The sequence below is a fragment of the Paenibacillus lutrae genome, from assembly GCF_009757775.1.
GTDB lineage: Bacteria > Bacillota > Bacilli > Paenibacillales > NBRC-103111 > Paenibacillus_F > Paenibacillus_F lutrae.
The window spans coordinates 625,877-648,528 of record NZ_RHLK01000002.1 but is presented as its reverse complement, the minus strand read 5'-3'; the positions used below and the strand labels follow the sequence as shown (position 1 = coordinate 648,528).

22 protein-coding genes are annotated in these 22,652 nt (G+C 49.2%); 10 read left to right on the top strand and 12 right to left on the bottom strand.

The window, feature by feature from the left end:
- Window positions 1-46: 46 nt before the first annotated feature.
- Window positions 47-1,390: a helix-turn-helix domain-containing protein gene (locus EDM21_RS05175; protein ID WP_157333485.1), complete on the bottom strand. Its 1,344-nt coding sequence runs from the start codon at window positions 1,388-1,390 to the stop codon at window positions 47-49.
- Between the two features lie 220 nt (window positions 1,391-1,610).
- Here EDM21_RS05175 and EDM21_RS05170 point away from each other — a divergent pair, with 220 nt between their 5' ends.
- The 4 genes from EDM21_RS05170 to EDM21_RS05155 all read left to right on the top strand — a co-directional run bounded on the left by EDM21_RS05170 (window position 1,611) and on the right by EDM21_RS05155 (window position 4,305).
- Window positions 1,611-1,853, top strand: a complete 243-nt coding sequence (locus tag EDM21_RS05170; RefSeq protein ID WP_157333483.1) for a hypothetical protein — start codon at window positions 1,611-1,613, stop codon at window positions 1,851-1,853.
- A gap of 236 nt (window positions 1,854-2,089) precedes the next feature.
- On the top strand, window positions 2,090-2,926 hold the full coding sequence (locus tag EDM21_RS05165; protein ID WP_157333481.1) for a sensor histidine kinase: 837 nt from the start codon (window positions 2,090-2,092) through the stop codon (window positions 2,924-2,926).
- A complete protein-coding gene (locus tag EDM21_RS05160; RefSeq protein ID WP_157333478.1) occupies window positions 2,889-3,557 on the top strand; it encodes a response regulator in 669 nt (222 codons plus the stop codon). Before EDM21_RS05165 ends, EDM21_RS05160 begins: the two co-directional genes overlap by 38 nt.
- A gap of 103 nt (window positions 3,558-3,660) precedes the next feature.
- Window positions 3,661-4,305: a YcnI family copper-binding membrane protein gene (locus EDM21_RS05155; RefSeq protein WP_157333476.1), complete on the top strand. Its 645-nt coding sequence runs from the start codon at window positions 3,661-3,663 to the stop codon at window positions 4,303-4,305.
- Window positions 4,306-4,633: 328 nt separating this feature from the next.
- Here the strand turns inward: EDM21_RS05155 and EDM21_RS05150 are convergent, their stop codons facing one another.
- The 4 genes from EDM21_RS05150 to EDM21_RS05135 all read right to left on the bottom strand — a co-directional run bounded on the left by EDM21_RS05150 (window position 4,634) and on the right by EDM21_RS05135 (window position 8,102).
- Window positions 4,634-5,536: a Gfo/Idh/MocA family protein gene (locus tag EDM21_RS05150; protein WP_157333845.1), complete on the bottom strand. Its 903-nt coding sequence runs from the start codon at window positions 5,534-5,536 to the stop codon at window positions 4,634-4,636.
- A 155-nt stretch (window positions 5,537-5,691) separates the two neighbouring features.
- Window positions 5,692-6,180, bottom strand: a complete 489-nt coding sequence (locus EDM21_RS05145; RefSeq protein ID WP_157333474.1) for a dihydrofolate reductase — start codon at window positions 6,178-6,180, stop codon at window positions 5,692-5,694.
- Between the two features lie 167 nt (window positions 6,181-6,347).
- Window positions 6,348-7,142, bottom strand: coding sequence for a thymidylate synthase (gene thyA / locus EDM21_RS05140; protein ID WP_157333472.1), 795 nt, complete (start codon window positions 7,140-7,142; stop codon window positions 6,348-6,350).
- Window positions 7,143-7,298: 156 nt separating this feature from the next.
- Window positions 7,299-8,102: a sugar phosphate isomerase/epimerase family protein gene (locus EDM21_RS05135; RefSeq protein WP_420850641.1), complete on the bottom strand. Its 804-nt coding sequence runs from the start codon at window positions 8,100-8,102 to the stop codon at window positions 7,299-7,301.
- 347 nt (window positions 8,103-8,449) lie between these two features.
- Here EDM21_RS05135 and EDM21_RS05130 point away from each other — a divergent pair, with 347 nt between their 5' ends.
- Together EDM21_RS05130 and EDM21_RS05125 are read left to right on the top strand one after the other, a co-directional pair.
- The gene (locus EDM21_RS05130; RefSeq protein WP_157333468.1) at window positions 8,450-8,668 is read left to right on the top strand and encodes a hypothetical protein; all 219 of its coding nucleotides are present in this window, start codon (window positions 8,450-8,452) and stop codon (window positions 8,666-8,668) included.
- A 17-nt stretch (window positions 8,669-8,685) separates the two neighbouring features.
- On the top strand, window positions 8,686-8,919 hold the full coding sequence (locus EDM21_RS05125; RefSeq protein ID WP_157333466.1) for a hypothetical protein: 234 nt from the start codon (window positions 8,686-8,688) through the stop codon (window positions 8,917-8,919).
- Window positions 8,920-9,115: 196 nt separating this feature from the next.
- On the opposite strand, the gene EDM21_RS05120 is transcribed toward EDM21_RS05125, so the two are convergent.
- Window positions 9,116-10,189, bottom strand: coding sequence for a hypothetical protein (locus tag EDM21_RS05120; RefSeq protein ID WP_157333464.1), 1,074 nt, complete (start codon window positions 10,187-10,189; stop codon window positions 9,116-9,118).
- Window positions 10,190-10,745: 556 nt separating this feature from the next.
- Here EDM21_RS05120 and EDM21_RS05115 point away from each other — a divergent pair.
- A complete protein-coding gene (locus EDM21_RS05115) occupies window positions 10,746-11,609 on the top strand; it encodes a M15 family metallopeptidase (protein ID WP_157333462.1) in 864 nt (287 codons plus the stop codon).
- A gap of 83 nt (window positions 11,610-11,692) precedes the next feature.
- Here EDM21_RS05115 and EDM21_RS05110 read toward each other — a convergent pair whose 3' ends face one another.
- The 6 genes from EDM21_RS05110 to EDM21_RS05085 all read right to left on the bottom strand — a co-directional run bounded on the left by EDM21_RS05110 (window position 11,693) and on the right by EDM21_RS05085 (window position 19,339).
- Window positions 11,693-12,265, bottom strand: a complete 573-nt coding sequence (locus EDM21_RS05110; RefSeq protein WP_157333460.1) for a GNAT family N-acetyltransferase — start codon at window positions 12,263-12,265, stop codon at window positions 11,693-11,695.
- A gap of 120 nt (window positions 12,266-12,385) precedes the next feature.
- Window positions 12,386-15,154 carry a DUF5704 domain-containing protein gene (locus EDM21_RS05105; RefSeq protein WP_157333458.1) on the bottom strand — a complete coding sequence of 923 codons (2,769 nt, stop codon included), beginning with the start codon at window positions 15,152-15,154 and terminating at the stop codon, window positions 12,386-12,388.
- Between the two features lie 577 nt (window positions 15,155-15,731).
- Window positions 15,732-16,985, bottom strand: coding sequence for an S-layer homology domain-containing protein (locus EDM21_RS05100; protein WP_157333456.1), 1,254 nt, complete (start codon window positions 16,983-16,985; stop codon window positions 15,732-15,734).
- A gap of 360 nt (window positions 16,986-17,345) precedes the next feature.
- Window positions 17,346-18,071 carry an AAA family ATPase gene (locus tag EDM21_RS05095; protein WP_157333454.1) on the bottom strand — a complete coding sequence of 242 codons (726 nt, stop codon included), beginning with the start codon at window positions 18,069-18,071 and terminating at the stop codon, window positions 17,346-17,348.
- Between the two features lie 113 nt (window positions 18,072-18,184).
- On the bottom strand, window positions 18,185-18,556 hold the full coding sequence (locus tag EDM21_RS05090) for a hypothetical protein (RefSeq protein ID WP_157333452.1): 372 nt from the start codon (window positions 18,554-18,556) through the stop codon (window positions 18,185-18,187).
- Between the two features lie 207 nt (window positions 18,557-18,763).
- On the bottom strand, window positions 18,764-19,339 hold the full coding sequence (locus tag EDM21_RS05085; protein ID WP_157333450.1) for a GbsR/MarR family transcriptional regulator: 576 nt from the start codon (window positions 19,337-19,339) through the stop codon (window positions 18,764-18,766).
- A gap of 255 nt (window positions 19,340-19,594) precedes the next feature.
- On the opposite strand from EDM21_RS05085, the gene EDM21_RS05080 reads away from it, so the two are divergent.
- From EDM21_RS05080 to EDM21_RS05070, 3 genes are read left to right on the top strand one after another with little or no spacing between them, the layout of a single operon-like run.
- Window positions 19,595-20,794, top strand: a complete 1,200-nt coding sequence (locus EDM21_RS05080) for a quaternary amine ABC transporter ATP-binding protein (protein ID WP_157333448.1) — start codon at window positions 19,595-19,597, stop codon at window positions 20,792-20,794.
- Entirely contained in the window at window positions 20,791-21,624 is an 834-nt protein-coding gene (locus EDM21_RS05075) for an ABC transporter permease (RefSeq protein WP_157333446.1), read from the top strand. The genes EDM21_RS05080 and EDM21_RS05075 overlap by 4 nt, the downstream gene beginning before the upstream one ends.
- Window position 21,625: 1 nt before the next feature.
- Window positions 21,626-22,531, top strand: a complete 906-nt coding sequence (locus EDM21_RS05070) for a glycine betaine ABC transporter substrate-binding protein (RefSeq protein WP_157333444.1) — start codon at window positions 21,626-21,628, stop codon at window positions 22,529-22,531.
- Window positions 22,532-22,652 lie beyond the last annotated feature (121 nt).

The following is a 22,652-nucleotide window of genomic DNA, read 5'->3' as shown; positions in this document are numbered from 1 at the left end:
TTGTTTGCCTTTTTATGGCCGCTTATGCGTCAAATTGCGAAGTCTGCTAAGTTCGCAGTCTTTCTTCCAGAAAAGACAGCCGGAAAATCTGCTTCGGTCTGCCCTTGGACACGCCCCGCTCTTCCCCGATCACGTCGACGAGACCCGCGTCCTGCCAGGCAAGCAGGAACCGGTGCGTGCTGCGGACGGTCACATCCAGGACAGAGGAAAGCTCCTGAGCCGTATAATCAAGCTTGCCGAAGCGCGTCACATAAGCAACAAGCCTGCTCAAGTATGCAGGCGTCATGCCCGCCCGGCTTGCTTCCCCGATCAGATCCGCATCGATCAGGGACAAGTCAAAGCGATTCGGCTCCGTCATCTCCAAAGGACCGATGACACTGCGGTCTTCGCGGACAATGAACGTGATGTTGCCCCCGGCTTCTTTGGCGCGTCTAAGCGCCAGACGTGCATGCGTACCCGCTTCGTTCGCCGAGCGCCCGAATCCGATACCGATGCTCATCGTCAAGTCGTGCATAGCGGAGATATCTCTGGCAAGCGGGATAGATTTGTAGCCGCCCGTCTCGCGCTCGAATATTCCCCGGGTCGTCATGAACAAGAATTCATCCCCGCCAAGCGTATTCATATACCCGTCCAGATGCTCGACGTAATCAAGAACCATCCGGTGAAGATCAAGCTTCATCCGCTGCACTTCATGCTCCGATCCGGATCGCTCGGTAAGGCGCTGAAACCCGTCTATATTAATAAAGCCGATCACAATCTGGCCTTCCTTGCTGCGTCTTGTCTCTGTGGACAACAGCGCGCGCTGCAGCGATAAAGTCATATCGTGCTCCGTTGGTGAAAGCCATTCTGTCCGGAGCCCGGCCAATGTCAACTCATCGTACACGGCTTTCATCCCCGTCAAAGCAATCGTGCCCGGCTTCTGAGCCGCTTCTCTATGGAATCTGACAAGTTCCGTGACCGGATCGTCACTGGGACCGCTGTAGCATACAACTTCCATGCTGCTTTCCCCCAGCTCGCGGAGCGCCTTGGCTGCCGCCGGCTCGTTAAGGCCGTCAACCGTCAAGCATACGGGAGCCCCTCCGCTGCGCGCCAGGTAAAGGGCACGATACAGCCCCGTTCCCGTAAGAGGGACATAATGTACCGGGATACGGAACATTATTTTTTTCTTAGCCCATTTGAACGTAATCGGATCCGTAAAAAGCAACACTTCTGCCTGCTCCATAATTTGAAGAGTTTGAGCGGCATCCTGTCCTTCTCCGCGCCAGACTAACGGCAGCGGACGAAAAGAGGGAAACGCTTTAATCGCTTCCAATAATTTATCCAGAAGCTCTTCCGGTCCGATAACTCCAATCGGTATCTCATCCCGGCTGCCCGCCACATTCAGTTCCATCTTGCATCCCCTTTTCCGATTCTACTCCTTAGTAAGCGAATGTGCCGGAAGGTGCACGGCGTTTTCAGCAAACGTTTACACACTTCACATTTTACCTAACACCCCTATTACAGACAAGTCCTTAAATTGTCCTTATGTTAAATTTTTTTTAACTTTTTTTTATTAAAAGTGTGACGAATATCCTTGCAGACATGTCATAACTTATTAGAGAGGTGAGTTCATGTTCGATATTCTTATCTATCAAAAGAAAAAAGTTAAAGTCAGCTGCGGCAAAGATACGATTACAGGTACCATCACCAATCATTATGAACAATTCGGTTTAATTAAAGTCAATAACGTCTTGCTTCCTTTAGAACATGTCCGCATGATTGAAATCATAGAGGATCATGATCCATTCGATCACGCTGCTTTACCGCTGCATCATCCGAATAAAGGAGCTTCCTACTCGGAAATGCTCTATTAATAAGAAGAAGTCGGCCAGCGCGATTACAGGCCGGCTTATTTTCTGTCGGCGGATTCTGTTAACCCGAAGGTATTGTAAACGCTTACTATACGGCGAAAAGAACTGTGCCCGGTAGTCTGCCGGCATGATTCCTTATGGGACGGCAAAGCGGTGTATTGCCTGCCCCGCCTTGTTGACAGCTGCCCGTTGGGGTATAGTGGGAACAGATTGAGTCGGAGGTAAAGGACGGAACTTTTATGTCGCTCAAAACATTAAAATGGCTCGCCGTGATTACGCCCGCACTTATTATCGGAGGGTTCGAGTTTATCCGGCACGAGCTTATCCTAAGCTATTTATCCATGGAAGCGGGCAATTGGTACATTACGCTGCTGACCCTGCTCCTCTCTTATTTCTTCGCCACCTGGATGTTCCGCAACATCGAGAGGACCAACGACCGGCTTGCACGGGAAACATCCAAACGGGCCGTTTACGAAGAACGCGAAAGACTTGCCAGAGAACTTCACGATAACTTGGCGCAAACGTTGTTTTTTATCCATGTAAAGTTAAAGCAGGGCAAGACCGAGGAGGCCACCGCTGCTGTATCGGAGATTGATCACCACCTGAGGCAGGCGATCTATAATCTGCGCACTCTTCCCGAAGAAGGAAGCTCCTTCACGCTGCGCGCTGTGAAATGGCTTCAGGACTGGGAGCTGTTGACCGGGATCGAAACCTTGCAGGAGCTGAGCATCGCCGACAAAGTATTCACGCCTGCGGAAGAAGTCCAGCTGTTCGCGATTATCCAGGAAGCGTTCACGAATATACGCAAGCACTCCCGCGCCAGCCAGGCTTCGATCGAGCTGGAAGCTTCGGGGACAAGCTGGTCCCTGAGAATATCGGATAACGGGCTCGGATTCGCTGAAGGGGATCCGGGCAGATACCGTTATGGCCTCGCCATGATGCAGAAACGGGCAGCGGAATTGAACGCGGTCTGGAAGTTCCACTCTCCGCCTGAAGGCGGGACAGAGCTGTCCGTTCATTCAGTAAGGAGGAAGTCAAATGGCAAAGATTCCGTACCGCGTCATCATCGCGGATGATCATCCGCTGGCACGGCAAGCCGTGCAGAGTCTGCTGGAGGATGATCCGGCTTTTACTGTAGTAGGTGAAGCCTATAACGGCGAGGAAGTCGTATCCATGTGCGGAAACCTGCAGCCGGATGTAGTTCTGATGGACATCCATATGAGCCCGGTGAACGGACTTGAAGCCACCCGGCAGATTAAACAGCTCTACCCGCATATTCGGATCGTTATGCTTACGGTATCCGATGACGTGGCGGATTTGTTCACGGCTATTCAATTCGGAGCCCAGGGTTATCTTCTTAAGAATATGGATCCCGACGAGTGGATGCAGTATTTGCATGCCCTTCTCGATGACAATTCCCTGGTTGCCCGGCAAATGGCCGACAGGCTGATGCAGCGCTTCCGTATGTCGGGGGCTCCGCCTCACTCCGGCCAGTCTCTCCCCCCGCTGACCAACAGGGAGCACGAGATCGTCCTGCATGTTGCCGAAGGATATAATAACCGACAAATCGCGGGCAAGCTGCTGATATCCGAGAATACCGTTAAGAATCATATGAAGAATATTTTCGAGAAACTTCAGATCGATAACCGCGTCCAGCTCACTGCCTATGCCGTCAAACAGGGTTTGACACGAAATTTACATAACTAATCTACAAATTCTGTATAAAAATAGCCCACCTGAGTCATTCTTTCTCCCGCGCAGATTAGATACAGTAGAAGTATAGAAAACGCAGGAGAGAGGATGTTTAATAATGAACAAAATCGCAGTCAAAGCTGCCGCCTTAATGGCGGGGATGATGCTCTTCGCAGGAGTCGCCAGCGCACACGTAACCGTAAATCCCGCTGAGGCGCCAGCCGGCTCCTACCAGAAGTTCACGGTCCGGGTTCCGGTTGAAAAAGACATCCCGACTGTCAAAGTCGAAGTGAAATTCCCAATTGATTCGGTGGCTGTTTCCAGATTCGAACCGAAACCGGGCTGGAAATACGAGATTGCCAAGGATGCCGCCGAGAAAATAACCGGCGTCACCTGGACTTCCGAAGGCGAAGGACTCAGTAAAACAGAATTTGCCGAATTCAGCATGCAGGGCAAAGTGGCCGACAATGCTTCCAGCATCGTATGGAAAGCTTACCAGACCTACAAAGACGGCAGCGTCGTCGAATGGACCGGCGCGGAAGGTTCCGACAAGCCCGCTTCCGTTACGAAAATAAGCGCCAAGCCTGCCGAGGGCGCCAAAGACAGCCACGGCAATACAGCGGCCGCGCCTAATCAGGCAGCCGAAGCGCCTAAAGCAGCCGCCGGTGCTGAAACCAGCAGCACGCCCCTGATCCTGTCCATCGCAGCGGTTGTTCTGAGCGCAGCATCGCTCTTGCTTACACTTTTCCGTAAACGTACTTAGGCGCACGCCGCCTGGTCTCTATATCCCGGCAACTAGTGCCGCTGCCTGAAGGGCGGCGGGACCGAACCTGGGACCTGGGGCTGTCCCAAAAGTAATAATAGGCAGATGTACGGGCACTACCCGTTATTATAAATAAGTGATCGTGTAAACGAAAAGGAGCTAAGCGGCTGGAATATGCTTAGCTCCTTTGTTTTTGACATCCACTGCTGCTGTTATGAGCAGATTGCGGGCAATCGAAATCGAAAGCCATCCGACTTCGAGGCTTACTTCATCGGGTAAGCTCCTTCGTTAACCCGCTGCAAGAACCGCCCAGGCAAGCCAGCAGCGGCTACAAGCGTACCGGCAGCCCCGTCTCACGGCTTTCGTTGGCCGCTTCGATGAAGCGGATTACTTCCAGCGTCTCCTCCAGCCGGACAGCGGGGCCGCCGGCGAACATCTCCATGACGCGCTCCAGCAGGCTCGCGTAGAAAGGCTTCGCCGAGGCGGCCACGTCTACCGCGATCGTACCCTTCTCGCGGTGGATCTGGGCGCCGAAGCCGAAGCTTCCGGCGCGGTTACCCCGGACGGTGCCGATGCGTCCGTCCGCCCAGACGCCCACCACCACGTCATGCGCATCCTGCGTGAACGCGGTGACCCGCACGCAGCCCGGGCCCAGCGCAGCGTACAGCATCTCCACCATGTGGATGCCGTACCAGAATAGCCCCGGCTGCGTAGGCTCCAGCGCCATCGGACCGTAGCAGTCGGCGCCCAGCAGCGCGCCCTTGGAGGTGTCCGCGAGCGCCCGGGTCACTTCTTCTGCGAAGCGGAGCGATGAGCTGCTCATAAGCGGTATCCCTCCGGATTTCGCTAAAGCCGCGATGTCGGCCGCTTCCTTGGAAGATACCGCCAACGGCTTGTCGATAAAGACCGGCTTGCCGAAAGGGGCGATCTGGCGGAACTGCTCCGCATGCACCCGCCCATCCGCCGATTCCAGCAGAATGGCATCACACGCCGCCGCAACCGCAGCAGGGGAATCGACAATTTCGACACCGAAATCGTCCCGCAGCTTATTCGTGAACCCTTCAACCCGGGACCGGCTGAGCTCGAAATCATCCGATCCGCCCGGATAAGCGATAACGACCTTGCCGCCTGGCACATGATAGGGATTAGCCGGATCATTCAGCAGCTTCGTAAATTCAACGGCATGTGATGTATCCAGCCCGATCATCCCAATACGCAACACCTTGTTCATCAACGTTCCCCGCTCCCCATAGGCTTCATGAGAAAAGTCGTGATGCTTATTTCTCTATTCCTCAAAGCCTTGTAGTTGTGTAAGTACCGTCTCCTATGTAGATGAAGCTTAGCTTAGCCTCGTCCGGCTGCCGTGATTTGCGCATCGGTTCGTTGCTATTTCCCTGTGCGTTCATAAGTACGGAAATAATAGTCGTAGGGATTCTTCTCATCTTTGATTCCTTGTTCCTCTGAAACAAGCGACCATTCCTGCGGCTCAATGACCGGAAAATACGTATCCGCTTCGAAAATATCGTCGATAAACGTTACATACAGCTTATCTGCATAGGGCCAGAACAGCTTGAATACTTCCGTGCCCCCGATCACGAACACTTCTTCCTCCTGGAAGCCGGCAAGCGCCTCTTCCACACTATGAACAACCTCGCAGCCTTCCAGCTTATAATCCGGCTGTCTGGTCAGCACAATATTGTTCCGGTTCGGCAGCGGCCGTCCGATCGAATCATATGTCTTGCGCCCCATCAGGACGGAATGACCGGTTGTCATTTTTTTGAAAAACTTAAGATCTGCAGGCAGGTGCCATGGAAGCTTGTTATCAATGCCAATCGCATTCTGGCGATCCATAGCAAATAGGAACGATACGCTCATACTCTCACCTCATTATTCAAATTTTGGGCCCATGCGCGAAATCGGCCCGTGTTGACTTCTTGTTGTCCGGATGGAAAATTCCATCTTAGCATAACACCCCAAAATAAAAATTGCCATGGAGATAAACGAACCTCCCTGGCAATAAAATGTCGGTAAATACAGCGGGTCTAAATCGCAATCGGAGCCTTGATCCCGGGATGGGATTCATAGCCGGTAAATTCGAAATCTTCAAAAGTATAATCAAAGATCGAATCCGGCTTGCGTTTTATTACGAGCTTGGGAAGCGGGAACGGCTCGCGGGTGAGCTGCGTTTCTACCTGTTCCAGGTGGTTGAGGTAGATGTGTACGTCGCCGCCTGTCCACACAAGGTCTCCCGCTTCAAGATCACACTGCTGAGCGATCATGTGCGTCAGGAGGGCGTAGGAGGCCAGATTGAACGGCAGACCAAGGAATGTGTCTACGGATCTCATCTGGAACATGCAGGACAGCTTCCCGTCCGCTACATAGAACTGGAACGCATAGTGGCAAGGAGGCAGAGCCATCGAGTCCACTTCCGCAACATTCCAGGCACTGACCAGATGCCGGCGTGAGTCCGGATTGTTCTTGATCTGGTCGATCAGCTTCGAGATCTGGTCGATGGTGCGGCCGTCCGGCGCGAGCCATGTACGCCACTGAGCGCCGTATACACGCCCCAGGTTGCCGTCCTCGTCGGCCCACTCATCCCAGATCGTTACTTTATTGTCATGCAGATATTGTATGTTGGTCTCGCCTTTAAGAAACCACAGCAGTTCGTGAATAATGGATCTTGTATGGAGCTTCTTCGTAGTCAGAAGCGGAAATCCTTCCGCTAAATTCATCCGCATCTGGCGTCCGAATACCGAGATCGTCCCCGTACCCGTACGGTCCTCTTTGCGGATTCCGTTGTCCCTTATATCACGCAGCAAGTTCAAATAACTGTTCATTACACACCTCCGGAAAAACATCCTTATTAGTATAAGTTAGTTCCACGGTTCCATCAAGAATTCATTAGCAGAGGACGCAAAAAACCCGCAAGGGGCTGTATCCTCCTCTTACGGGCATATCTGTTTATTGTTTTGTACGGAAATAACGCATGCTAATTACACTTCGGCCCAGATGCGCTTCACATTCTCCAAAGCGATGCGGGAGCCCTGCTTGCATTCCTCCATGCCTTCGAATTCGATCGAAAGGTAACCGTCGTAGCCGGACTCCTTCACAACACGAAGCACTTCCCACATATCAATATCGCCTTGTCCCGCAATGGCACCGCGCAGGTAATTGCCGGCTGTCGTCTTGAACCAGCCTTCACCCGGATCCCGGTAGGACGGACGGAGGTAGAAGTCTTTAATATGCACAATCGATGCCAGCGGCAAGTTTTTCTTCACCGATGCAACCGGATTCTCGTCAGCGCACATGAAGTTTCCGATATCCAAAGTCGTTTTGAAATTAGGACGGTCTACTCCTTGTACGACTGTCAGCACACGATCGCTTGCCTGAACGAGATAACCGTGGTTCTCAATGCTCGTCGTAATGCCATACTGGGCTGCATAGTCTGCAATTGTGCGGCAGGCTTCGATCATCCGGTCCACATTCGCATTGAAGGTACGCATGGACACATCTTCGTGACGGGCAACATCATGACGCATCAGTTTAACGCCAAGGGCATTCGCCACATCCACTTCACGTTTTACGCGTTCGATCTCCTGCTGGTATGCTTCATCATTTTCTGTCAGGAAGTTGGCGCCGACAGCATAGTTGGACAGCTCTATGCCCAGCTCAGCCGCTTTCTCGCGAATATCCTGCACCAGCTGAGGTTCCTGGGTGAAATCGATTCCAAGCGGAACCACCTCCATGTGCTCGCCGCCGTTAGCTGCGATCCATTCGAGTGCGCTGACATAGTCCAATTCTCCTGCCGTAATCGCGCGGTACAAACTGTAGGAGCTTAAGCCGATTTTCAATTGGGCCGCCTCGTTTCTCTGTATGAATGAAATAACTACACCTGTATCATAGAAAACCCCTCGGCAAGAAGCAACCTTCTTGATTTCGCATAATTCAGCATAATTCGCGTATATCCCCCTAATTGCGCTTTTTTAGCCCCTTATCATCCCGCTTACGGCGAATGTTGGACATTCTTTCCACTCCGGTTTCTTCTTTCTCGCTATTCGTGACTAAATTTATGGAAATAGGTGATTCCTTTAAAAAAGAACGAGGTAATAAGGAGTAGTCACAAGGAAACAGGAGGAAGAAAACAATGCCGAATTGGGCCGTCAAAAAACTGAAAACAAAACTGCTGCTGGGCTATCTTCTTCTGGTATACGGAATCCTGCTATCCGGATATGGCGTATATTTGATATCCTCGGAAGGCTGGAATCAGCTTCTGCAGTGGGGTCCTCTGCTGATCGTTATAAGCGGCACGTTTTTCTTCTGGTCGGGATTTGAAGAAACCAATGCCCCCAAGAAAAGCAGTTAGGGACGGGCACCTTCTCCATGAGAGATGATTTTGCCGCTCTTTCCAGACAAGTCGGCTTTTACCGCAGACATCAGGTGATCCCCTCTATGACAGAGGTGGAGCAAACCTGGCAGGCAGCCCGCAGCGGAAATCGCGATGCGGCCATCCGACTCCTTGATTGGCGCCGCCACTGCCTTCTGGCCAAGACAGAGGAACAGAAGGCCGTCATGCAGCTCATCATGCAGTACGCGCGCCTGCTTTTTAACTGTTGATCTCCTGGTTAGCTACCAACATCCTATTAGGATATTCCTATAAAAATACCCGAAATCTTCACAATAAGCGTTCCGGATTTTATATCCGGAACGCTTATTGTTTCTCGGGCATTTTTATTGAGCAATCCCCTATAAAGAAGAAATCCCAGGCTGATAGAGCATGCCCGGGATTTCTTCGTATGATCATGCAAGCCGATTACTGAAGACCGGATCCCTGCATTTTTTTATTGAACTCTTCCATAGTAAGGGTTTCAGCCGGAATGCCAATTTTGAAATTAGCCTTCTGGTTGATGTTCGTATACTCATTGGTTATTTTAGTGCCGACTTTAAAGTTACCGGACTTCTCGTCTTTGATGTCAAGATTAGCGTTGATAGCTTGATAAGTCGGGTAGTTATCTTTATTAATCGCTGTGATGATGTTCATTTCATTGATGTTCAGAGCTTTCTTGATTTCAGCAATATCTTTCTTTGCTTGTTCTGTATCGGTTGCCGCCACTTCTTTCTTCGCTTTCTCAAGCTCTGCCGGGTCGACTTGGAACATGTCTTTATATTTGTCGCTTCCTACAAGATCAAGAATCTGAGGAGCCACTTTCTCGATAATAGCCATCAGTGCCGGCTCCAGTGTCTCGTTCGTGATCTGGAACTTAACAACCTGCTTAGCGTCAGCGGTATCCGGAATGCCGGCATCTTTCTTGTCTACATCAACGAAATAAGTCTTCTCGTCAAAGTTAGCTGTAAAGATTTTCATGGCATCTTGGCTGAATTCCTGCTGTTTCTTCATATCAAGCGATTTAATATCGACTTTCACATCGCTGTTCTTGTTGAGTTCGTTCATATCCATCACCAGGTATTTGCTCGTCACGTCATCCGGAAGCGGCAAAAATGGCGTTTTAGGAACTTTAATGTAAATTTTATCTGCAGTCATGACCATAGGAACGGTGATTGTAGTCTGCATATCGCCTTTAATATGAGCCTCCAGGGTCATTTCTGTCTGCATAGGATCAGCCTGGTAAACACCTTTAGCGGTCAATTCCATGTTCTTCATGAGATTGGCAGCCATGTTCAAGCTTGGATCCGCTTTGACGGCGGCTTCCGGGAATTCCAGATTCAGCGTCATCTTCATGTTAAAATCAGCAGAAGTCATTGCCGCTGCCGTAGTTGATGCTTCCTCCATAGCCTGCTTCGGAGTTTCTTTGCTTCCGCAACCCGTTAATACTACAGAAATCGCTAGCATAATAACAAATAAGGACATCCATACTTTCTTACTCAAACCCATTTCCCCTCTCTCTAACCTTCTTTTTAGTGGAGCACGAAGAACCATTATAATACAAATCGTATCTGAAGCAAAGCAGTGATTTGTATAATGCAGGAAAATGATGAAATCATATCCCAGTTTGAGATTAACCTATTTATCCGAAATCGAAACTGCTTGGGGGAATTTTTTTCCTAAAAACTTATTATACCCTTGGTTAATAACCCTTATAACGGAAATTAAGTGCGGGCGTTTAAATTATTATGTGATTATCCGCTGTTAGTCCTGATCCGGATTATCCCATTTTCTGGAGTATGCCTTGTTGGTGACCCATATCGTAGCCCATAATATAAGCCCGGCTAATGCCAGCCCAATTATCAAAGATGCAATCATCATTGTGCGCTGCCTCCTCTCAATTACTCACATTGTAACGAATCATTCGTGAAGTTAATAGTGCTGTCACTGCTTAGTCACAAATGCATAGCAGTCCCTCATGGGGTATAATAGAAGAGTTGCCAGTAACACAGCTATTCTATTCATGCCAGACCAGCTTTGCAATCAAGGAGGAAATACGATGAAATCAGGAAAAATCATGGTTCGTACCCTGCTGCTTACCGCTGCAATCGCTCTATTCGCAGGCTGCTCCGACAATAAGGAAACGGGCGGAACCGCATCTTCTACTAATCCGTCAGCCACACCGGACACTACAGCCACGGCGTCACCAACACCTTCACCTTCATCTTCGCCATCCGACAAACCAAGCACTTCACCGTCCGAATCCGGGAAACCTGCAGCTACCGCTTCACCCAAAGCAACCGCACCTGCTGCCGGCGGCGGTTCTTCTCCGGCGTCAGCCGATCCGCAGAGCGTATCTGTTCTCGTTAATAAAGAATATAAACTGCCTGACAATTATAAGCCTGCCGATCTTACCTACCCGGACGTCCCTTTTCTTTTCAAAGAAAAGATCGAGAAACGGATGATGCGTCAGGAAGCTGCCGGTGCGCTTGAGAAGATGTTTGCCGGAGCTAAAAAAGACGGTATTAATCTGGCGGGTGTCTCAGCTTATCGCTCGCATGCTACTCAGACCACCCTGTTTAACCGCTATGTGCAGAAAGACGGGGAAGAAGCCGCCAAGAAATACAGCGCTGTTCCGGGACACAGCGAGCATGAAACCGGCCTGTCCATCGATATCTCGGGAAGTACAGGCGCCTGTGCCGCCGATGACTGCTTTGCCGGCACACCGGAAGCAAAGTGGCTGGCGGACAACGCGCAGAACTACGGTTTTATCGTGCGTTATCCTAAGGGAAAAGAAAACATTACAGGCTACCAGTATGAGCCATGGCACATGCGCTATGTCGGTACGAAGATCGCCAAAGAAATTCACAGCAAGAACACGACCATGGAAGAATATTTTAATTCAACCGCTGTTTCTAACTAATACGGCTAACCGTCAGAAGCCGGCTATCCCCCCAAGGGTTAGCCGGCTTCTGACGTCAGGGTCTGCGCCCCATCTCCGCTCGTTTACTTCGCGCCATAGAGCGCTCTGTATTCCTCTTCCAGAATGCTCATCGTGATCGAGTCATGGTACTTGTGGTTATAGAACAGCGCGTCTCGCTGCACACCTTCTTTGCGGAAGCCCAGCTTCTCGTAGACATGCTGCGCGCGCGGATTGAAGTCAAACACATTCAGCTCAATGCGGTGCAATTGAAGAATACCGAATGCGTAATCCAGCAGAAGCGCAATGGCTTCACTGCCGTAGCCTTTGCCCAGCACCTCGTCTCCGAACAAAGCAATCCGGAGATTCGCGCTCCGGTTCAGCAAATCGATATCCTGCAGGGCTATGTCACCTATAACCTCATCCGTATCCCTCAGGGCAATCAGCAGAAGCAGGCTCGATGAATCCTGCATCTTCCCTTCAAGATACCGGCGGATTTGCTCTCTGGAGTAAATTTTCTGGGTCCCCGTTAGCTCGCGGATTCTGGAATGATACAAGCTGGCATGATACATTTCGGCGTCTTCCAGCTCGATGGGGCGTAAGTAAACGGCTCTTCCTTCCTGGAATCTGACAGGGGAGCTGCCTTCGGTCTGCTTCATATCATGTACCTCCAGTTTTTCTGCTGGCTTTACTATAGCGGATATTTGTATATTCTAAAATAGACAAAAATTATCTTGGGCCATTTGGGGATACTTGCCTCGTCTCTTTCCTTCCTTGTATTAGTGGGTCCCACTTGATCTGAAATCATCATAACTGGATCGATCTCCGTGGTAAAAAACAACATCGCCATCCATCAATTGGAACAGGTTTCCTTGCCTGTCTTGAATCCTGGACTGGAAGCCCTCCATCCGCCATTGGTTGTTGAGCGGTCCGTTGATGTACTGCAGATGAGGCTGATTGACATCGGCGTTACGGATTGTCTCTATATTGAAGTTCACGATGATATATCCGTTCCGCAGAAAAATTGACGACCGGTCATCGAGCGTATGCTTCCGGCCGTACTCGGCGAGATTGGTCCCCGCCGGCACTGCATACACAGCTGAAGGCAGACTGTATTCTCCGTACCATTTTTGATCCGAGGCAAGCACGCGTGCTTTATTAACTCCCTGCGGGATATTCTGTGTGCTGCCAATCAGCGTCCGCAAGGTGTAGGGAAGCATCATCCAGTCATACTTACCCACTCGGGTCGACTGACCCGCTTTCTTAAGGTATTCGGCGATGAAGCCCGCACGGCTGAGACCTCCCTTTTGAGCGGAAGAGTCATGATCGTAAATATACCCTGCTGTCTGCTCTATCTCCTGCTTCGTCACATTGCGCAGCCGTTCATTCAGAATGACAAACCGTTGCTCCTGGTCCTCCCGGGAGCCAATCCGGATGAATGGCCGCCCCTGGGCATGATAGTAGAGATCAATCGGCTGGCGCAAGGAGCCGTCTTTGCTCACAAAGGTAATAGTCGGTGTTATACGGACGCCGTCCCGAAGATCAAACATATTGCCTTTTGTTTTCAAGTCAAATTTGAAATGGTAACCGGTTTTGACCGCAATATTCTGGTAGCCCTTCTCTGTATGGCTGCCGGGATGGATTGGCAGAGTAAACGGATATCCGGTAGAGCGCGGCTGACCGTCAATCCCCTGATTACCTGTCCAATATTTCGTGCCGGTCGGCACGGAACTTCCTTTTCCCGTACGGAATACGGTTTCCCAATTATAATCGGCGATGTCCGTAATCTTGAAATCATACACCCGTCCGATTACATCTACCGGGATGATATCGGTTGCTGCATGATTCAGCAGATTGAAATTCGCATCACGCTCTGTTGTGAATGAACCGGGAGCATTCTCCGCAATGGATCGGAACATAACATCATAGAATCCTTCATCTACCCAAACCGGCATAAAAAAGGTTGCTGTCAGCTGGCCCGCCGGAATGTCCACCCAAGTCTGTTGGGGGATAAACTTCATAGCAGCATCATAGACGTCAAACGGGAACCAAACCTGCTTAAACCGGATATACTTCGCATAATCACGATTTCCGTAGCCGGGTAAATCCCGGTGCTGTCCTGTAGTCGGAAGCGTAACGGTGAAAGGGCGATCTAGTATGAGAGCGGAACGATCGTAGGCTGGCGTGGTTTTCTGGTTGTGCTCGCGGTCATCCGATACGGATGCGTACATCACGACTGGGGTATGAACAGTAACGGGGTTGATGCCAGAGATGCCGAATTCCTTATCGGCGCCGCCTTTAATGTTTCCTGGGAGCAAATTGTAGTTGATTTGCCCGGTTGTGGGCTGGTTGGCTTGATTCATGAGGGATTTGTTGACGATATAGCCGCTTCCATAAAGAGCATCCGGGGAAATGGGGTTCGGATTGGGTATGGATATCGGCGCCGGAGCAGCCGCATTCTGTGGCTTGTTGTCCATAATCGTGGTTTTGTTGAAAATAACGAGGTCGTTGTTCACTAGGTTCGTGCCCACAACAGATTCGGCAGCGGATTGAAAAATCTGTTCCACATGACTGGGCACAGGCCCCGATGCATCCGGCAGATTAACATTCCGGCAGGAAGCGGCCCTGACATGCTGCTCCACACTGTCTTTGTTGTCACTTTGCAGCGTAGGAACATCGTAACCGTTAGGTTGTAAAGTGATTGCGCCCCCATAGCCGCCCAATGCGTAATTTCGGAGAGTCGCCTGCTGGAGCCGATATACTTCGAGGTTGTCAATCTGCCAATAGGAATATGGCCTTTTAACTGTCATCATGCGTTCAACCGGAATTCGGATCGGAGGAGGCGCGGGACCGCCAGGGGCGGGCGGAACGAAAATGACATACGTCTGCCGGACGTTGACTTTATAAGTCACTTCGCCCGTCATGTTGGCGAACTTGTTCTGAAATAAGTAGCTCATCCCGAAAACATTCGCATAAAGGCTCTCCGAAGTGGGAATGCCCTGCCGGACATTAAATGCCTCTGCCCCGCGCCGGTCTGCAAGCAGTACCGCTGAAGCTGCCGGGTCCATTACACCTCCCGAGTTAACGGTTCCTCTGGCAGGCACGCCTATTCTGATATCGCAATCAGTTGTAGTCGGCGGGGAACCGCCACTGTCATCATCGAAATAGGCGACCAGCTCCATCTGCGGGTAGCCGTAGACTTTGGCTTTGTAGGTGATTTTCCACTGGTTATAATACCGAATGACAAGATCTCCATCAGGACTTCTTCTAGGCGGTTGTTCCGGTGGAATGACATACTGGGCTTTATAGGAAAAGTTAAATAATTTGTTCTGAAGATCAAATTTCTTTCTATCTTCAGGAACATCAAGAACATCTATTGAACGTAGAGATCCACCCTGAAGCGGATCAAAATATTCTACATCCGCTGTTAAGGTTGCGACCTTATCTATCGGAAATTGGATGTTTTGATTTTTGTGCCTGTCCGCAAACAGTAGTGAGTTAATATGAATATTGATTTTTCTTATATCCCATGCAATATGACCCTCCATTGAGGAAAGTCCGTTGTTTAATTCATTGTCAGTAGGATATCTAGGAGGATAACTACCTAAAAAAGGTACCGAATGTATTAGTGCTTCGGGCTGCGGAGTATCATTGATATCTTTATTCCAGTGATAAAATCGGATCCCATCATAATCATATTGCCATAAACGCTTTCGCTGAGGTGCACGAAACCACTCGAAATATCCTAGCTCACTTTCTTCCACTTCTTTAAGATCATATGCTTCTCCCTCGACCTTTAAATAATATGTATCGGGAGATGTTATTGTTAAATCACTTATTTCTTGCTTATCAAATTTATTTCTTACAACAACCCTCTTTAATTTCTTACCTAACGGAATCTCTACTTTTTGTAACCCGTAATCCATTTTATTTATTGAAAAGTAGTAAATTAAATCTTTAGTCTGTGCACTTCCTTCATTTGCAATAGAAATTGAAGTATCATACCAAAAGTCTCCTAATATCTTTTCATTTGGCGTGGTATTTGCTTGAGCAGGAGTAATTATATAATTGAAAAGTGACAATGTTATAATCGATAAACCTAAATACTTTTTCAAAATCTTGTGCTTAAATACTTTCATCAGTTTTAGATCCGTAAACTTTGATTGGAGATATACCAAAATCCGCTAATCCATAGAAAGTAATAGGATTTATTTCAGAGCTAACCAAGTTTCCTTTGGGAAGTATATGACCGTTCACATATTCATAAATCCCTGCTCCTTTTATAGTCACTATCCCAGAAGACCCAGTATCATATCCGTAGCCATCTTTAATATTTAATGCCGTTAGTTGATAGAGTACTCCAGCTTTTGGAGTTAGGTTAGGATCCTTTAAAGTCTGGTTACGGAGCGCCAATGTACAAGCTCTAGCTCTAGTAATCCCGTAAGGGTTATCTTTAACCACCAACCTATTCAAGGACAAAACGACGAAAGATTTGCTAGGAATAGGATAAGTTTGCCGATCTATTGCATCAAACCACTTGGTCCCTTCCGGCAGCAAATGACGGTTCGGATCATTAGGATCCTCCATATCTATCACTACAAACTTCTCCACTTCACAAGTAAAATTTCCGGCCCCGCCCGAAACTTTGAGGTTCTTGTAGTCGATATCCGAGTATGCCTGTGCAGCACTAAAATACCGCGGAAGCATCGTCACAATATTCGTCTTATGCCAAGCAATCTCTGCACTCGATATCGCGTACTTGTCGGTCGGCAGGGTACCTCCGCTTCGGACGGTCTGAATGCGGCTGATAATCGTGACGGATTGCGCCCGATTCGTGTTCTCTTCCAAGCCAAGTTTTCCGGCATGGTCCATCCCCTGAATCAATCCTGCCCTGGTTGCCAGGTACATCCACTTCTCCTCAATAGGAGTATCCTGCCCGATAGCCCGCACGGCGACTTTCGCCATTTCCTGACGGCTCATGGGAGCGTTAAGGTCGTCATCCGCGAAGTCTCCGGCCCGGTAAATCCCCGCCGCTGCCGCAGCATCCATAGCAGGCGCGTACCACTGCGCACCGTCAGCTTGCCCCGCTTCAATCCCAAGCGCGCTAACGGCCATTTTGACAAATTCAGCCCGCGTTACGTTCCGGCCCGGCAGAAAAGTTCCGTCGGCATAGCCGTCAATATAACCCTGCTCCCGGGCTTTCTTAATCTCGGCCGCTGCCCAGTAATCACTGGATATATCGCTGAATGATGCGGCTGCAAGTGAAAGGTTGCTCGCGGCATTTGTTACATGGGGTGCCGGATCTGCCTCTGACCCGTATACAATTGCTCCACCGCAAATAAGTCCGGTGATAATTGTACCTAAAATCCTTTTGTTCATATGTAGGGTTCTCCTAACTGGAATAGAATGTTCATAAGTTTACTGCTCAGGTTACTGTTTTACGGAAATCCAAATAAACCTGGCGACAACTCCTTCCATGGTTCTTTTTGAGATAGGAAAAATGATTTTAACAGAGAGGGGGTATTAAGAATGGCTTGAAAGGATTAGAAAGCAGGAAGGCGGCAAAGAAAGAAGAAGCATGAAATCCGATGGGTATTGCGGAATGTTGCTGGAGGGGCAGGTCTCAAATCCTAGTATAAATGATATTGTAAATTTTGGAAATAGTGAAAAATACAAGAAACGACATAAGGGTATAAAAAGAGCAAACAAAGCATCCTAGCTCCGTTTGCCCTATTTATATTATTGGTCCATATCATCATCTGAATCCTCAAATAAATGCCTAAACACGGCTGCCCGGTTTTCTAAAAATCTTCGGGTTATCTGATAATGATCCGTGTCTTCATAAGCAATCTGTGATATCGGGTTACTATCGAAACTAATAATTTGAGCATCCGGGTAACCCAGCAAGATGGGCGAATGAGTAGCAATAATAAATTGTGAAGATTCAGATAGATCCTTAATAATTCTAAGCAGTGACAGCTGCCTGGCCGGTGATAGTGCCGCCTCAGGCTCGTCTAATAAATATATCCCGTTGCCTTTAAATCTGTGCTTAAACAGACTAAGAAATGATTCGCCGTGGGACTGATTGTGTAGGGAACGACCGCCATATGAATCGTATCTTCCTAAATGATCAATGTGTGTAGCAAATTCATAAAAAGATTCTGCTCTCATAAAGAATCCGGTCGTTATCTTGGGATACCAGGATAGTCTCACGTAGTTTCCCAGTGCGGCCTCGGAAGATTCCACATAATAGGTATTGTTTCTCCCCCCGCCGGCTGTATTGAATCCGCATTGATAGGCAATTGCCTCAAGCAGTGTCGATTTTCCCGAACCATTCTCACCTACAAAAAACGTAACATGATTTGAGAAATTCATGGAGTTCATTCTGTTTATTAGTGGCAGAGAGAACGGATAACTTTGAAAATCAACCATTTTTTCCTTTAGGATCGTCAAACTTTTTAACATCGACTCTTCCTCCCAGAAAGTAGCGCGTCCCCTTATTTAAATCACCTTATACTATATTCTCTAATCAGGGTTTGACTGTGACCCATGCGGGTGTCTGCAGCCGCGGCGGCCTGTCAATAGCCTTCCCTATTTAAAGCTTCCGTTAAATTCTCGGCAGCGATACGTGTACGTTCAAAAGCTTCGGTCGATTCATGATCCGCCTCATTGGCCTTCTTAATGGCTTCGAGAGCTTTCAAGGTAGCTTCAGCGGCCTTGGCGGCGGCGTCCCGGCTGGCATGGATAAGCTTAGGCATGCTCGACGGATCTGTGTTCTCCTGCACGACATCCGCTATTAAGACCGCATGATCCGCTGCAGCGGTTGCTTCGAATCCAAGACGAATAGCATCCTGCCGGAGTTCATACGCTTTGCTGTTCGCCTTGTTGGAAAGCTCTCTGGCTTCGTTCATAAGCACGATATAATCTGCAAGTCTTTCATTAGTCAACATACGCACCTGCTCCTACCCGGAAAATAGATCTTTTCCATTATTTTAATCCATTTTGGATAGGGTGAAAACCTGCTGGCGGACGTATAAAAAGTTTATTTTTCGACAAAAAATTCAGGTTCCCGGATCTTTCATGATTTAAAAAAACTGGGTAAGCTCTACGCTTACACCAGTCTTTGGTTCGATACATGTATGTACACGACAGCCCGATTACTCTCCCTTGGCGCCATCGCTCTCTTTGGGGATAAAATCGAAGATCCTGCCTGTCTCCAGCGTCTCAATCAGCCGGATCAGCCACTTGTAATAATCAAGCGCCTGAATGATTTTGATCTCATCCTCCCGCAGCACGCCAAGAAACGGTTCATTGGCTTCGTTCTCCGTCTTCATCTCTTCAATTTCGCGCAATGCTTTATTTAACACATTCATATTTCCCTCAATGGCCTTGCGCCATTTAATCGAGAAATAATCACTAAAGTTCTGGTACCAGTCCGGTTCAACTTCGTAAAGGTCTTTCCGAGTTCCTTTGCCCCATACTTTATCGATCATTTTCAAATCCATCAAGGTCCGCACGCCCGTGCTCATGGATGTCTTGCTCATCCCCATCGATTGACTCAGTTCATCTAATGTTACCGGCCCGTTGTTAAAGTACATATACCCGTATAGATGCCCGATGGACAAGGTAATTCCATACAGGTCCATATTTTTGCCGATTGAGTCGATTACCCGCTCGCGGTTTTTTTGAATTCTTTGAATTTGCTCTGCTGTAAAGCCATTAAGATCGTTCATGGGGTTCCCTCCCGAGGATTAGGTCTAAGCCTGCAAACCTCTATTCTGTATTGTAATCAAACTACCCTTTAGAAGTAAAGAAGAAGCCCGGAAGGGATTCCGAGTAATACAGAGCATACGATACGTATTGTACGTAAAGTTAAAACTGTACGTACAATTATAAGCGTATATGAAGTTTGACGGTTAAAAAGTGAACCCTATACACTTGTGAGAAGTTAGTAAACAAGTTCATTAGACCCATGAAAGGAGGTCCACATGCCTATTATCGAGGTAAAAGAGCTTACCAAAGTTTTCGGGCAAGATCCCAAACGAGCTTTGCCATTGCTGAAGGACGGCTGGTCTAAAGAGAAGATTCTGAAAGAACACAAGCTGACTGTCGGAGTGAACAAGGCGGAGTTTGCGATTGAACAAGGAGAAATCTTTGTCATTATGGGACTCTCGGGAAGTGGTAAGTCTACACTGGTTCGCTTGTTGAACCGATTGATCGAACCGACCGGGGGTCAGATTCTGTTTAACGGGACCGATGTTCTGAAAATGAATCAAGAGCAGCTGCGCCAGTTCAGAAGAAAAAATATCGGCATGGTGTTTCAGAAATTCGGATTGTTTCCCCATCGGACCGTCCTGGAGAATGCCGAATACGGCTTGGAGATTCAAGGCGTTGAATCGAAAAAAAGGACGGAGCTGGCCAAGACCGCACTCAAATCAGTCGGCCTGGAAGGCTGGGAGAACAGCAAGCCCGATCAGCTTAGCGGAGGGATGCAGCAGCGCGTTGGCCTGGCACGTGTGCTTGCCAATGATCCCGAGATTCTGCTCATGGATGAAGCATTCAGTGCGCTGGACCCGCTTATCCGCAAAGATATGCAGGTCGAATTATTGGAGCTTCAGGCACGCCTGAAGAAGACCATCGTGTTCATTACGCACGATCTGGACGAAGCCCTGCGAATCGGTGACCGGATCGCATTGATGAAAGACGGCGCGATCGTACAAATCGGTACGCCCGAAGAAATCTTGATTCAGCCGGCGAACAAATATGTGGAAAGGTTTGTGGAGGACGTGGATTTATCCAAAGTGCTCACAGCCTCACATGTGATGAAGAAGCCGGAGACGATCGCCTTGGAACGCGGTCCCCGGGTAGCCCTGCAGCTGATGCGCGACAGCGGAGTATCCAGCTTGTACATAACCGATAAAGGGATGAAGCTTCTGGGTATCGTTACGGCAGATGATGCATCCCAGGCCATTAAAGATAATCAGACACTGGAAGCTGTTATGCAGCGCACCATTCCCAAAGCAAAGCCGGACACCCACCTCAACGAGTTGTTCGAGATGATGGGGGAAGCCAGGCTTCCGGTTGCGGTAGTCGATGAGAATGAGAAATTAAAAGGAATTGTCATTAAAGGCGCCGTTCTATCCGCTCTGGCCGGCAATGCCGATCCGGGAGCAGGTGACGGAACATGAATTTCCCGAAACTGCCGCTTGGCAGCTGGGTCGAAGCGCTGGAAGACTGGCTTACTACGAATTTCGCTCCATTATTTGATGCGATCAAAGCCGTCATCGGATTCATGGTCGGAACCATTGAATCCGCGCTAACGGCTCTTCCTGCTCTCGTGCTCATTCTGATCATCACCGCTCTGGCCTACTGGATCGGCAAATGGAGAATCGCGCTATTTGCGCTGATCGGACTGCTGCTCATCGATAACCTGGGTTTCTGGGAGCTCTCGATGCAATCGCTGGCGCTGGTCTTAACCGCCTCCATTCTCTCCATCGTGATAGGCGTGCCGATCGGAATTCTATGTTCGCGCAACACGCTGATGCAGAACATCATCACGCCTGTGCTTGATTTCATGCAGACGATGCCGGCATTCGTCTACTTGCTGCCGGCTGTCTCTTTCTTCTCGCTCGGCGTTGTACCCGGTGTAATCGCATCCGTTATTTTCGCGATTCCGCCAACCATCCGCCTGACCAATCTTGGTATCCGGCAAGTGCCGGAAGAGCTTGTGGAAGCTGCCGATGCATTCGGCTCCACACCGGCGCAGAAGCTGTTTAAGCTCCAGCTGCCGATAGCGATGCCTACCATTATGGCTGGTGTGAACCAGACCATCATGCTGTCGCTGTCCATGGTCGTGATCTCTTCCATGATCGGCGCTCAAGGTGTCGGCGCCCATGTATACCGGGCAGTCACGCAAGCCAAGACCGGCATAGGCTTTGAAGCCGGGATCGCCATCGTCATTATGGCCATCCTGCTGGACCGTTTGACGCAAAATATGTTCAAGAAGAAAACCAACTAAAATGACAGGGGTGTTTAGGATTACTTTTAAAAAGTGGAGTGTATTGTTGTCCGTCGTGTTAGCAGTGGCCCTCGTGGCAGGCTGTTCGAATGGTGGAGGAAGCGGAGAGAAACAGAAGACGATTAAGCTTGCTTACGTTGCCTGGGACTCGGAAATCGCGAGTACGAATGTGGTTAAGCACGTTCTCGAAACTAAAATGAACTACAAAGTGGAGATGCTTCAGGTTGACGCAGGACCGATGTGGGCCGGTGTTGCCGACGGCAGTGCGGATGCCATGGTAGCCGCCTGGCTGCCGAGCACCCATGCCTCTTATGTAGAGAAATACAAGAGCAGCATGGAAGATCTGGGCCCGAATCTGGACGGAACCAAGACAGGATTAGCCGTACCGGCTTATATGGATATCAAGTCCATCGAGGATTTGAAAAAACCTGAGGTTGCCAAATCTTTAAACAACCAGCTGATCGGAATTGAACCCGGCGCAGGCATTATGATGGCAACCGAACAAGCCGTTAAAGATTATGCGCTGTCCGAGTACAAGCTCGTAGAGAGCTCGTCGGCCGCCATGGCCCAGGAGCTTCAAAAAGCCTATGATCAGAAGAAACCGATCGTCGTAACCGGCTGGACACCTCACTGGAAATTCGCCAAAATGGATCTGAAATACCTGGAGGATCCGAAGAACGTCTACGGCGGTGCCGAGCAGATCCATACAATGGCACGTAAAGGACTCAAAGAAGACCAGCCTGCTGCTCATCAGTTCCTCGACCAGTTCGAGTGGACAGCTGAGGACATGGCTCAGGTCATGGTAGCCATCCAGGAAGGCAAATCTCCCGAAGATGCCGCCAAGGAATGGGTCGAAGCTAACGCAGATAAAGTAAACACCTGGACCAAAGGAATCGAAATCAAGTAATTGAAAGTTTAAACGGCAGCGGAATCTGCCTATATTCACGAAGAAAACATAGCTGCCCGTACAGAAGCACCTGCTTCCGTGCGGGCAGCTATGTTTTTTGCGGTTTCTGCGCGTATTCCGG

Excerpts from the sequence above, each read along its gene's own strand:
- EDM21_RS05175 (WP_157333485.1), bottom strand. The coding sequence starts at position 1,390 with ATGGAACTGAATGTGGCGGGCAGCCGGGATGAGATACCGATTGGAGTT.
- EDM21_RS05170 (WP_157333483.1), top strand. The coding sequence starts at position 1,611 with ATGTTCGATATTCTTATCTATCAAAAGAAAAAAGTTAAAGTCAGCTGC.
- EDM21_RS05165 (WP_157333481.1), top strand. The coding sequence starts at position 2,090 with ATGTCGCTCAAAACATTAAAATGGCTCGCCGTGATTACGCCCGCACTT.
- EDM21_RS05160 (WP_157333478.1), top strand. The coding sequence starts at position 2,889 with ATGGCAAAGATTCCGTACCGCGTCATCATCGCGGATGATCATCCGCTG.
- EDM21_RS05155 (WP_157333476.1), top strand. The coding sequence starts at position 3,661 with ATGAACAAAATCGCAGTCAAAGCTGCCGCCTTAATGGCGGGGATGATG.
- EDM21_RS05150 (WP_157333845.1), bottom strand. The coding sequence starts at position 5,536 with ATGAACAAGGTGTTGCGTATTGGGATGATCGGGCTGGATACATCACAT.
- EDM21_RS05145 (WP_157333474.1), bottom strand. The coding sequence starts at position 6,180 with ATGAGCGTATCGTTCCTATTTGCTATGGATCGCCAGAATGCGATTGGC.
- thyA (WP_157333472.1), bottom strand. The coding sequence starts at position 7,142 with ATGAACAGTTATTTGAACTTGCTGCGTGATATAAGGGACAACGGAATC.
- EDM21_RS05130 (WP_157333468.1), top strand. The coding sequence starts at position 8,450 with ATGCCGAATTGGGCCGTCAAAAAACTGAAAACAAAACTGCTGCTGGGC.
- EDM21_RS05125 (WP_157333466.1), top strand. The coding sequence starts at position 8,686 with ATGAGAGATGATTTTGCCGCTCTTTCCAGACAAGTCGGCTTTTACCGC.
- EDM21_RS05115 (WP_157333462.1), top strand. The coding sequence starts at position 10,746 with ATGAAATCAGGAAAAATCATGGTTCGTACCCTGCTGCTTACCGCTGCA.
- EDM21_RS05110 (WP_157333460.1), bottom strand. The coding sequence starts at position 12,265 with ATGAAGCAGACCGAAGGCAGCTCCCCTGTCAGATTCCAGGAAGGAAGA.
- EDM21_RS05105 (WP_157333458.1), bottom strand. The coding sequence starts at position 15,154 with ATGGAGGGTCATATTGCATGGGATATAAGAAAAATCAATATTCATATT.
- EDM21_RS05100 (WP_157333456.1), bottom strand. The coding sequence starts at position 16,985 with ATGAACAAAAGGATTTTAGGTACAATTATCACCGGACTTATTTGCGGT.
- EDM21_RS05095 (WP_157333454.1), bottom strand. The coding sequence starts at position 18,071 with ATGTTAAAAAGTTTGACGATCCTAAAGGAAAAAATGGTTGATTTTCAA.
- EDM21_RS05090 (WP_157333452.1), bottom strand. The coding sequence starts at position 18,556 with ATGTTGACTAATGAAAGACTTGCAGATTATATCGTGCTTATGAACGAA.
- EDM21_RS05085 (WP_157333450.1), bottom strand. The coding sequence starts at position 19,339 with ATGAACGATCTTAATGGCTTTACAGCAGAGCAAATTCAAAGAATTCAA.
- EDM21_RS05080 (WP_157333448.1), top strand. The coding sequence starts at position 19,595 with ATGCCTATTATCGAGGTAAAAGAGCTTACCAAAGTTTTCGGGCAAGAT.
- EDM21_RS05075 (WP_157333446.1), top strand. The coding sequence starts at position 20,791 with ATGAATTTCCCGAAACTGCCGCTTGGCAGCTGGGTCGAAGCGCTGGAA.
- EDM21_RS05070 (WP_157333444.1), top strand. The coding sequence starts at position 21,626 with ATGACAGGGGTGTTTAGGATTACTTTTAAAAAGTGGAGTGTATTGTTG.